This window comes from Skermanella sp., from assembly GCF_059503625.1.
This window is the reverse complement of record NZ_JCACHA010000782.1, coordinates 1-9,610: the sequence shown is the minus strand read 5'-3', so window position 1 is coordinate 9,610 and position 9,610 is coordinate 1. Positions and strand designations below refer to the sequence as shown.

Annotated in this window: 9 protein-coding genes and 1 pseudogene; 6 read left to right on the top strand and 4 right to left on the bottom strand. The window is 64.6% G+C overall.

Going from position 1 to position 9,610, the window contains the following annotated elements:
- From AC5JJ6_RS27480 to glcF, 5 genes and pseudogenes are all read left to right on the top strand, one after another.
- Positions 1-549 (top strand): annotated as a pseudogene (locus AC5JJ6_RS27480) (phosphoethanolamine methyltransferase); the annotation flags it as partial.
- 125 nt (positions 550-674) lie between these two features.
- Complete coding sequence (gene ykgO, locus AC5JJ6_RS27475) at positions 675-800, top strand: type B 50S ribosomal protein L36 (protein WP_012973122.1); 126 nt, start codon at positions 675-677, stop codon at positions 798-800.
- A gap of 305 nt (positions 801-1,105) precedes the next feature.
- Positions 1,106-2,593, top strand: coding sequence for an FAD-linked oxidase C-terminal domain-containing protein (locus tag AC5JJ6_RS27470; RefSeq protein ID WP_496045116.1), 1,488 nt, complete (start codon positions 1,106-1,108; stop codon positions 2,591-2,593).
- Positions 2,594-2,601: 8 nt separating this feature from the next.
- Complete coding sequence (gene glcE, locus AC5JJ6_RS27465; RefSeq protein ID WP_496045115.1) at positions 2,602-3,825, top strand: glycolate oxidase subunit GlcE; 1,224 nt, start codon at positions 2,602-2,604, stop codon at positions 3,823-3,825.
- A gap of 14 nt (positions 3,826-3,839) precedes the next feature.
- On the top strand, positions 3,840-5,186 hold the full coding sequence (gene glcF / locus AC5JJ6_RS27460; protein ID WP_496045114.1) for a glycolate oxidase subunit GlcF: 1,347 nt from the start codon (positions 3,840-3,842) through the stop codon (positions 5,184-5,186).
- A gap of 30 nt (positions 5,187-5,216) precedes the next feature.
- Here glcF and AC5JJ6_RS27455 read toward each other — a convergent pair whose 3' ends face one another.
- Both AC5JJ6_RS27455 and AC5JJ6_RS27450 read right to left on the bottom strand, forming a co-directional pair.
- Entirely contained in the window at positions 5,217-5,675 is a 459-nt protein-coding gene (locus AC5JJ6_RS27455; protein WP_496045113.1) for an RES family NAD+ phosphorylase, read from the bottom strand.
- A gap of 2 nt (positions 5,676-5,677) precedes the next feature.
- Entirely contained in the window at positions 5,678-6,334 is a 657-nt protein-coding gene (locus AC5JJ6_RS27450; RefSeq protein ID WP_496045112.1) for an Xre family toxin-antitoxin system antitoxin, read from the bottom strand.
- Positions 6,335-6,616: 282 nt separating this feature from the next.
- Here AC5JJ6_RS27450 and AC5JJ6_RS27445 point away from each other — a divergent pair, with 282 nt between their 5' ends.
- Positions 6,617-7,480: an IclR family transcriptional regulator gene (locus AC5JJ6_RS27445; RefSeq protein WP_496045111.1), complete on the top strand. Its 864-nt coding sequence runs from the start codon at positions 6,617-6,619 to the stop codon at positions 7,478-7,480.
- 18 nt (positions 7,481-7,498) lie between these two features.
- Here the strand turns inward: AC5JJ6_RS27445 and AC5JJ6_RS27440 are convergent, their stop codons facing one another.
- Together AC5JJ6_RS27440 and AC5JJ6_RS27435 are read right to left on the bottom strand one after the other, a co-directional pair.
- Positions 7,499-8,284 (bottom strand): FadR/GntR family transcriptional regulator, encoded by a 786-nt coding sequence (locus AC5JJ6_RS27440; RefSeq protein WP_496045110.1) that lies wholly within the window; start codon positions 8,282-8,284, stop codon positions 7,499-7,501.
- A 235-nt stretch (positions 8,285-8,519) separates the two neighbouring features.
- A complete protein-coding gene (locus tag AC5JJ6_RS27435) occupies positions 8,520-9,455 on the bottom strand; it encodes a DMT family transporter (protein ID WP_496045109.1) in 936 nt (311 codons plus the stop codon).
- Between the last annotated feature and the right edge of the window lie 155 nt (positions 9,456-9,610).

Genomic DNA, 9,610 nt, shown 5'->3' with positions numbered 1-9,610 from the left:
GAGGGCATGGAACGGTCGGTCAAGTCGGGCATGGCCAAGCAGGCGACGATCGTCCACTACGATCCCGAGAACTTCAAGCATCCCAAGCGCTTCGACTGCATCTTCGCCAAGGAGGCCTTCTGCTTCGTCAAGAACCGCGAAGGGCTGCATGACGGCATCGAACTGAGCCTGAAGCCGCGCGGGCAGTTGCTGTTCACCGACTATGTCTTCGACAAGGAGGAGCCGCGCTCGGCGGCGGTCAAGGACTGGATCGCGAAGGAGCCTGTCGAGCCGTTCCCGCTGACCATGCAGCAGACGATCAGTTCGCTCCAGCAGCGCAACCTGGATATCCGGATCAACGAGGACATCACCGACGCGCACCGCACGCTGATACTGGCGGCCATCCAGTCGCTGACGGAGTTCCTTACCAACCGGAGTCTGGATCACGATACCAAGCTGGCCGTGGTCGAGGAGGTCGAGCAGTGGGCGAGGCGGGTCGCCGCACTCCAGAGCGGGTTGCGGGCCTACCGGTTCTTCGCGCTGAAGCTGGCCGACGGTTCGGAGGGCTGAGTCCGGAATTCGCTTCGCCCTACACGCCGAAATACAGGCGCTTATTGACATTGGGCGCCCGTATCCATATTTTCCGCCGCTCTTGTGACTTAGCCTCCGATCTAGCCTCTTTAGGACTTGAAACGATGAAGATCGTCAACTCGCTGAAATCCATGAAGACCCGGCACAAAGCCTGCCGCGTGATCCGCCGCAAGGGCCGCGTCTACGTCATCAACAAGCAGAACCCCCGCTTCAAGGCTCGCCAGGGCTGAGCGTGCGAAACGGGAGAGCCCGTATCTCCGGGAGGTGACCGCGCCGATGCTTCCGGCGCGGTTTTGCTTTTTGGGGCCGAGGTTTTTCGAGCCAGTTTTTTTGGGCAGTTTTCCGACCCAGCTTTTCGAATTGGGGAGCTGCCGGTTCCTCTCCTTCGACAGTGCTCTTGTTCCTTAAAGTGGTGATACCACTTTACTTGACGGCCATAATTTTCCACATTGGCTATCACATCAGAACAAGAGACGTGACGGCGTCGATTCCGGTTATCGGATCATGAGCTGTCCGCTGGAGGAGGGACCACGGCATGAAGATGCCCACGCCAGACGCTTCGGTGCTCGCCCGCCGGGTCGAGATCGCAAACGCGCTCAGGGCCATCGTGCCGGGTGAAGGCGTCATCGTCGAACAGGACGAGATGCGCGTCTACGAAACAGACGCCTTGACCGCCTACCGGCAATTGCCGATGATCGTCGTCCTGCCGAAAACGACCGAACAGGTTTCCCAAGTCCTCAAATACTGCAACGAGATCGGGATCAAGGTCGTCCCGCGCGGAGCCGGCACGTCGCTGTCCGGTGGAGCGCTGCCGCTGGCCGACGGCATCATCCTGGGGCTCGGCAAGTTCAACAAGATCCTGGATATCGACTACGGCAACCGGACCGTCACGGTCCAGCCGGGCGTGACCAACCTGGGCATCACCAACGCGGTGGCGCATGAGGGCTTCTATTACGCGCCTGACCCCAGCAGCCAGATCGCCTGCACGATCGGCGGCAACATCGCCGAGAACTCCGGCGGGGTCCACTGCCTCAAATACGGGTTGACCACCAACAACGTCCTCGGCATCGAGATGGTGCTGATGAACGGCGACGTCGTGCGCCTGGGCGGCAAGCACCTGGATTCGGACGGCTACGACCTGCTCGGCATCATGACCGGCTCCGAAGGGTTGCTGGGCGTCGTGACCGAGGTGACGGTGCGCATCCTGAAGAAGCCGGAGACGCTGCGGGCGGTGCTGATCGGCTTTCCCAGCAGCGAGACCGGGGGAGACTGCGTCGCCGCCATCATCGCGGCGGGCATCATCCCCGGCGGCATGGAGATGATGGACAAGCCGGCGATCCACGCGGCGGAGGAGTTCGTCCATGCGGGCTATCCGCTGGACGTGGAGGCGATCCTGATCGTCGAGCTGGACGGACCGGAGGCGGAGGTCGACCATCTGATCGGCGAGGTCGAGACGATCGCCCGCAAATGCGGCGCGGTGTCGATCCGCGTCAGTTCGTCCGAGGACGAGCGGATGGTGTTCTGGGCCGGGCGCAAGGCGGCTTTCCCTGCGGTAGGCCGGATCAGCCCGGACTACCTGTGCATGGACGGCACGATCCCCCGCAAGGAACTGCCGCTGGTGCTGAACCGGATGGCGGAGATGTCGGAGCGCCACGGTTTGCGGGTCGCCAACGTGTTCCATGCGGGCGACGGCAACCTGCATCCGCTGATCCTGTACGATGCCAACAAGCCGGGCGAGTTGCAGGCGGCGGAGGACTTCGGCGCGGATATCCTGAAGCTGTGCGTCGAGGTCGGCGGCGTCCTGACCGGCGAGCACGGAGTCGGGGTCGAGAAGCGCGACCTGATGATCCATCAGTTCACCGAAACCGACATGAACCAGCAGCAGCGGGTCAAGTGCGCCTTCGACCCCGACGGCCTGCTGAACCCCGGCAAGGTGTTCCCGCAGCTTCACCGGTGCGCCGAACTGGGCCGCATGCATATCCACCGCGGCCAGTTGCCGTTCCCCGATCTTCCGCGCTTTTAAGGGCTGGCATGACGACTCATTTGAAGCCGGCGGACGCGGCGCAGGCGCTGGAAGCCGTCCGCTGGGCCATCTCCGAGGAAACCCCGCTGGAACTGGTGGGGCACGGGACCAAGCGGGCGCTTGGGCGACCGTTCCAGGCGACCCACACGCTGGACGTATCGGACCTGTCGGGCCTGAAGTTCTATGAACCGGCGGAGCTGGTGCTTTCGGCACAGGCCGCGACGCCTTTGGCCGAGCTGGAAGCGCTGCTGGACGAGAACCGCCAGCAATTCGCCTTCGAGCCACCCGATTTCGGTCCGCTGCTCGGCGGCGAGGCCGGCAAGCAGACGATCGGCGGCGTGGTGTCGTGCAATCTGGCCGGTCCCCGGCGGGTCAAGGCCGGGGCGGCGCGCGACCACTTCCTGGGCTGTCAAGCGGTCAGCGGTCGCGGCGAGGCCTTCAAGGCGGGTGGCCGCGTGGTGAAGAACGTCACGGGCTACGACCTGCCGAAGCTGCTCGCCGGGTCTTACGGCACGCTGGCGCTGCTGACGGAAGTCACGCTGAAGGTGCTGCCGGCGCCGGAGGACACCAGGACGGTGCTGATCCGGGGGCTGGACGATGCGACGGCGATCCGGGTCATGGCGCTGGCGCTGCAAAGCCCTTACGAGGTCGCGGCGGCGGCCCATATCCCGGCGGCCCTGGCGGGAGGAGTCGGAGTCGAGGAACTGGGCAGCGGCGTCGCGGCGACGGCGATCCGGCTGGAAGGCTTCGGGCCGTCGATCGAGTACCGGGCCGGCAAGTTCCGCGACCTGTTCCGGGACTTCGGCGGCGTCGAGTTCCTGGAGCGGGAGCCGTCGCTGGCGTTCTGGACTGCGGTCAGGGACGTCAAGCCGTTCGTCGCCAACCCGGAACGGCTGGTCTGGCGCTTGTCGGTGCCACCGGCGGATGGGGCGCGGGTGGCGGCGGACATCGCATCGAGGATTCCGGCGGAGGCCTATTTCGACTGGGGCGGCGGGCTGATCTGGCTGGCTGTCGATCCCGCGGTCGAGCGGGCAGGGCAGGAGGTGATCCGCGAGGCCGTAGGCCTCGGCGGCGGCCACGCGACGCTGATCCGGGCGCCCGATACCGTCAGGGCCTCGGCGGACGTCTTCCATCCCCAGGCAGCGACGCTGGCGGCCTTGTCGGCGCGCGTCAAGGAATCCCAGGACCCCAAGCGCATCTTCAATCCCGGCCGTATGTACGCCGGGGTCTGAGGGGGAGAACCGCCATGCAGACCAATTTCACTCTGGCCCAGCTTACCGACGCCGATACGCGCGAATCCGAAAAGATCCTGCGCGCCTGCGTCCACTGCGGCTTCTGTACCGCGACCTGTCCGACCTATGCCCTGCTGGGCGACGAGCTGGACAGCCCGCGGGGCCGGATCTACCTGATCAAGGACATGCTGGAGAACGACAAGCCGGCGACCGATCAGGTGGTCAAGCATATCGACCGCTGCCTGTCTTGCCTGTCGTGCATGACCACATGTCCGTCCGGCGTGCATTATATGCACCTTGTCGACCATGGCCGCGCTCATATCGAGAAGACCTACCGCCGCCCTGCCTCCGAGCGCCTGATGCGCAAGATGCTGGCGACGGTGCTGCCGCGTCCGGGCCTGTTCCGGATGGCCCTGATGGCGGCCAAGGCGGGGCGCCCGGTGGCCGGCGTGATGCCGGCCAAGCTCAAGGGCATGCTGGCGCTGGCGCCGAAGAAGATCCCCGGTCCCAGCCCCGTGGACAAGCCGCAGGTGATCCCGGCGGAGGGGACGCGGCGGAAGCGGGTCGCGATCCTGAACGGCTGTGCCCAGCAGGTGCTGAACACGGCGATCAACGAATCGACGGTGCGGCTGCTGACCCGCCACGGGGTCGAGGTGGTGGTCGCCAAGGGCGCCGGGTGCTGCGGCGCGCTGACCCATCACATGGGCCTGACCGGCAACGCCCACGGCTATGCCCGCGCCAATATCCTGGCGTGGACCAGGGAAATCGAGAAGGGCGGGCTGGACGCCGTCGTCGTCAATACGTCCGGCTGCGGAACCACTGTCAAGGACTACGGCTTCATGTTCCGCGAGGACAAGGAGCTGGCGGACAAGGCGGCCCGCATCTCGGCGCTGGCGAAGGACGTGACCGAGTTCATGGCGGAGCTTGGCCTGGGCGAGCCCGTGGTCGAGACGGGGCAGGTGGTGGCCTACCACTCCGCCTGTTCGATGCAGCACGGCCAGAAGATCAAGACGCCGCCGCGCTCGCTGCTGGGGAAGGCGGGGTTCCAGATCCGCGAGGTGCCCGAAGGCCACCTGTGCTGCGGCTCGGCCGGTATCTACAACCTGGTCCAGCCGGAGATCGCGGGGGAGCTGCGCGAGCGCAAGGTCCGCAACATCGAGAGCACCAAGCCGCAGGTGATCGCGGCGGGCAACATCGGCTGCATGACCCAGATCGGCTCGGGCACGGCCATTCCGATCGTCCACACGGTCGAGCTGCTGGACTGGGCGACCGGCGGTCCGCTGCCGGAAGCGTTGAGGGGGAACCCCGACTTCGCCGCTCGCCCGAAGGCGAAGGCGGCGGAGGTGCAGGCGGCGGAGTAGGAAAAGCCTGGTGATCGACTGCTGGAAGGATCAAATCGCCGGTACGCGGAGCAGTCGTTCATCGAAAATGAATGTGCTTGTGCCAACAACTTCAATCTTATGAGCGTCGGGATGTTCTGGATTGATCAACACGTTGGTTTCGACCGGTACGATGACCGATGGCACCAGAAGGATTGCTGAACGTCGTTCCTTGAGCCAGCGCGTGCCGAACTCTCGTGATGAGTGCTCATCTGTCAGGATTGGGTCCCCTGCTCGGACCTTTTCAGCCGAGAGCGCTATCTCACCAGGGATTTGGATTTCGATCAGGTTGAAACCGTCAGGGATATCGACCTGATCGATATCGAGGTGGACCAGGATTTCCAGCAGTGCCGTGGACGCGCTCGCGGCGGCATAGACGATCGGATGCCCTTTCCCGTGCCAGCGACCAGACACATGTAAGCCGCCGATCCCTTGAAGATCGGTGAAGCGGCTGAGACGCCAGACGATCAATTTCAGGCAGCCATTCCATGCTCGATGCGGGTAAGCATGTTCTCGACTTCTCTGCCGCCGTACTCGGTGATGAGCATTTCGACGCAGGTCTTACCATTGAATGCCTTCTTCGGCTTTCTCAGCCAGCGCCAGGCTTTTTCAGGGTTGCCGAAAACTTCCTTGGCACGGACAGCGGTACGGATCAGCCGAATCGCGCGGTCGCTTTCGTCGACGCTTAGAATAGGAGACGGGGTAAGCTCGCCCTGAAAGATGAGATCAATAGCTTCTTGGGGCGTGTAACCAGCTTCCTCGACTTGGCTAAGCGCACTTGCCGGCAAACCGTCGATTGCGGCGTTAGCCAGATCAAGGTCGTCGAATCCGGCAATACGCGGAGCCACCTGCTCAGAACCTGTGTGAACAGATGAGCCTAAATTTTTTTTCAGAGTGTCCTCGGACACGTCGAATAGGCCGGATTTGGCCGAAGGAATCGCTTGAGCAGTCGCCAGTCCAGATAAAATTTTATGGAGAGAGGCAGTCGATCCCCATTTTACTCTGTCTTTAATATATGCTGCGAAGGCACCCCTCAAAGAGGCTGTCCGATCTATTGCTGCAACCACATTTCTATCCATGAGGATATCTTCAATGGATATAGATGTCCCCATTCTCTTGTGATCAGACACATACTCCACCACACCGTAGCGCTTGCGCTCCACAGTGTAATGTTTGACGTACCGGCTCGGTTGCTGGCTTTTCCCAGGCAAGATATGGCCCTTACTGTATCGTGCGAACAACTGCGCCCAAACGGAGTATGGGCGTTTCGCGTAGGTCCGTAAAGGGGATGTCGTGAGATCAGGGCTGGGCGCGGGACGCCTGTTGGGCTGACCGGCGGATCGCGCCGGTTGCGCCGGCCGGTGGTGGATCGTACACATGGAGCGTACATATCGGAGATCGGGTTATCGGAAATGCGGAAAGATCCGCATGGCGGGGAAGCTTTGGACGGCGATCACGGGCAACGGGCGACAGGTGGTGCCGGCGGCGGCCGGGCGAAGGCGGATGCGGCGAACCCGGTGCAGGCACTGAGCCGCGCGCTCGACCTGCTCGAATCCATCGCGGCGGCGGAAGCGGGGCTGGGACTTGGGGAACTGGGACAGGCGACCGGATTGCCGCACAGCACGGTCCACCGGCTGCTGAAGAGCCTGGAGCAGCGGCACTACGTCGTCCATGACGAGGATCGCGGGCGCTGGTTCATCGGCGTGCAGGCGTTCAGCGTCGGCGGCGCTTTCCTGCGCGGGCGGAACTACGCTGCGCTGGCCCGGCCGATCATGCATCGGCTGATGGAAGAGGCGGGCGAAACCGTCAATCTGGCGGCGGAGGACCGGGGCGAGGCCGTGTTCCTGGCCCAGGTCGAATGCCGCCAGATGATGCGGGCGCTGTCTCAGCCCGGAATCCGGGTGCCGCTGCACTGCTCCGGCGTTGGCAAGGCGCTGCTGGCCGCCCTTCCGGAAATCGAAGCTGGAGAAGTGCTGGCGGGAGGACGGGCGGTCGGCCTGACCGGCAAGACGATTACCGATCGGGAAAGCCTGCTGCGGGAACTGGCCGCCAGCCGTGAACGCGGCTACGCGATCGATGACGAGGAACATGCCGTAGGACTGCGTTGCGTGGCCGCAGCCATTCATGACGAGCATGGGAGGCCTCTGGCGGCGCTGTCGATCTCCGGCCCGACGGCGCGAATCCCGAACGAACGGATACTGGCGCTGGGCGCCCTGGTGGCGCGGGCGGCGGCCGACGTCACGGCGGCGGTGGGCGGCAGGGCGCCCGGCGGCTAAGGCGTCGGGGCTAAGACGTCAAGGTGCGGGGTCCGGCGGTGCCGTGGGTGCTTCGGCTTCGGCGGCGATGCTGGCCTCGCGGCGGCGGCGAGCGGAGTGATAATGCTCCAGCACCCAGTTCAGGTGGGCGGTCATGGCGGCAGCCGCCGCGTCGGGCTCATGGCGGTCGATCGCGCGGTGGATCGCCCTGTGCTGGGCCAGAACGATCCTGTCCTCGCTGCGGTCGAACAGCTCGTGCCGATGGAATTCCAGCATCTGGGTCAGGGTGTCGCGGATCACCGACAGGATGTGCATGTAGATCGGGCTGCCGGCGGCCTTGCCGATGGCGATATGGAAGTCCACGTCGTCGGTCGCCCGCAGCTTGCCGCGCGACGGCTGCGCCATGGCGACGACCGTCCGGCCGATCTCGGCCACCTGTTCGGGAGTAGCGTTCATGGCGGCCCGGCGGGCCGCCCATGACTCCAGGATGACCCGGATTTCCGCCAGATCGTAGAGGTTGTCGAACTTGATCCGGATCATCTCCGTCAGGGCCGGGTCCATGTCGCCGGCGGTGGAGAGCACGCGCGTCCCTCCCCCCTGGACGGCGGTCAGGAACCCTTGCGTCTTCAACTGCTGAAGGGCGGCGCGGACCGACACGCGGCTGACGCCCATCTGTTCGGCAAGCTGACGCTCCCCCGGCAGACGCTGGCCGGGAGTCAGTTCGCCGTGGGCGATCATGTCGAGGAGTTTAGCCGCGACCCTGTCGGAAACCCGGTCTCCGCCGTACTTGGCTACAGGTTCGGTCGCCTCGCTCGCTTCGGTCAATTACGCCTTCCTCCAGGTCGTTTCTTCTCGATACGGTCTGACATGGTAGTACCAGACGAGTATCCGCGCCAGAGCGTTGCGGAACCCGTTTCGGCATTTTGAATCAATTTGGTGGGAAAGCAACATGGTGCTGGTGCAGCATTCGGCAAAAGAAAGTTTATGTCCCGTGCCGAATTTGGCATCGATGAGGTCACTATACTCTATAAGTCTTCTAACTATTCTGTTGCCGAGTATTTCACCGGCTGCCCCGGCGGGCCAGGAAGATGCCGGCGAGGACGATGGCGGCGCCGGCCGCCTGGAGGAAGCTCAACGGTTCCGACAGCAGTATCCAGGCGAAGACGGCTGCGGCGGCGGGCTGGAGGAGTAGGCTGACGGAGGAGAAGGCCGGCGGCAGGTGGGCGAGTGCGTAGGCGATCAGGCTTTGGCCTCCGGCGTGGCTGATGACGCCGAGGGCGGCCAGGACTGCCCAGCCGTAAAGTGTGGGCGGAGCCAGGCTTTCGCCGGAGAGCAGGGCCAGCGGGAGCAGGGTCAGGCCGCTGACCAGACCGGTCCAGGTCATGATCGTGGCGGTCGAGAACTCGGCCCGCAGGCGTCCGACCGACAGGATGTAGCCGGCGTAGAACATGGCGGTGACGATGCCGAGCGCGTCGCCGAACAGATGGCTGGAGCTGAGGTTCATGCTCTCGCCCATCAGCACGATGGCGCCGCCGATCGCCAGGGCAAGGCCGCCGATGAAGGTGCGGGAGAAGCGCTGCTTGTAGACCGCCCAGGCGACCAGGGTTACGAAGATGGGGGCGAAGTTGGCGAGCAGGGTGGAGTTGGCGACCGAGGTGAACTGGATCGACCAGTGCCAGACCGCCAGATCGCCGGCGAAGAACAAACCGGCCCAGATCAGGCGCAGGTAGTCGCGCCGGCTCGACGGGCGGCGTGGCGGGTTGGCGCTCCGGCTTTCCAGCACCATCCAGGCGAAGACCACCGGCATCGCGAAGCCGATGCGCCAGAAGGCGGTGGCGACCGGGCCGATCTCGCTCAGGCGGACGAAGATCGGCGATAGGGCGATGCCGAGCGCGCCGACCAGGAGGGCGATCAGGGCGACGCGGGCCTTGGCCTCGGAGGCGGCGGTGTCGTGACGAGCCGGGTCGGCGCTGGCGGCGGGCGGATTGGTGGGCATTGCTGTGCTTCTGAGTGGGGCTGTGCTGGCGGTACGTCCCCATGGACACCGGATCGGCGGGTTTGGCAAGGGCCTGCGGGATCGGCGGGGGAGGATCGGACCGATTGTGTCGTACGGGGCATTTCGCCGCGGCCCGTTTCGGGTATAGTGCGCGC

Excerpts from the sequence above, each read along its gene's own strand:
- AC5JJ6_RS27470 (WP_496045116.1), top strand. The coding sequence starts at position 1,106 with ATGAAGATGCCCACGCCAGACGCTTCGGTGCTCGCCCGCCGGGTCGAG.
- AC5JJ6_RS27445 (WP_496045111.1), top strand. The coding sequence starts at position 6,617 with ATGCGGAAAGATCCGCATGGCGGGGAAGCTTTGGACGGCGATCACGGG.
- glcF (WP_496045114.1), top strand. The coding sequence starts at position 3,840 with ATGCAGACCAATTTCACTCTGGCCCAGCTTACCGACGCCGATACGCGC.
- glcE (WP_496045115.1), top strand. The coding sequence starts at position 2,602 with ATGACGACTCATTTGAAGCCGGCGGACGCGGCGCAGGCGCTGGAAGCC.
- AC5JJ6_RS27435 (WP_496045109.1), bottom strand. The coding sequence starts at position 9,455 with ATGCCCACCAATCCGCCCGCCGCCAGCGCCGACCCGGCTCGTCACGAC.
- ykgO (WP_012973122.1), top strand. The coding sequence starts at position 675 with ATGAAGATCGTCAACTCGCTGAAATCCATGAAGACCCGGCACAAAGCC.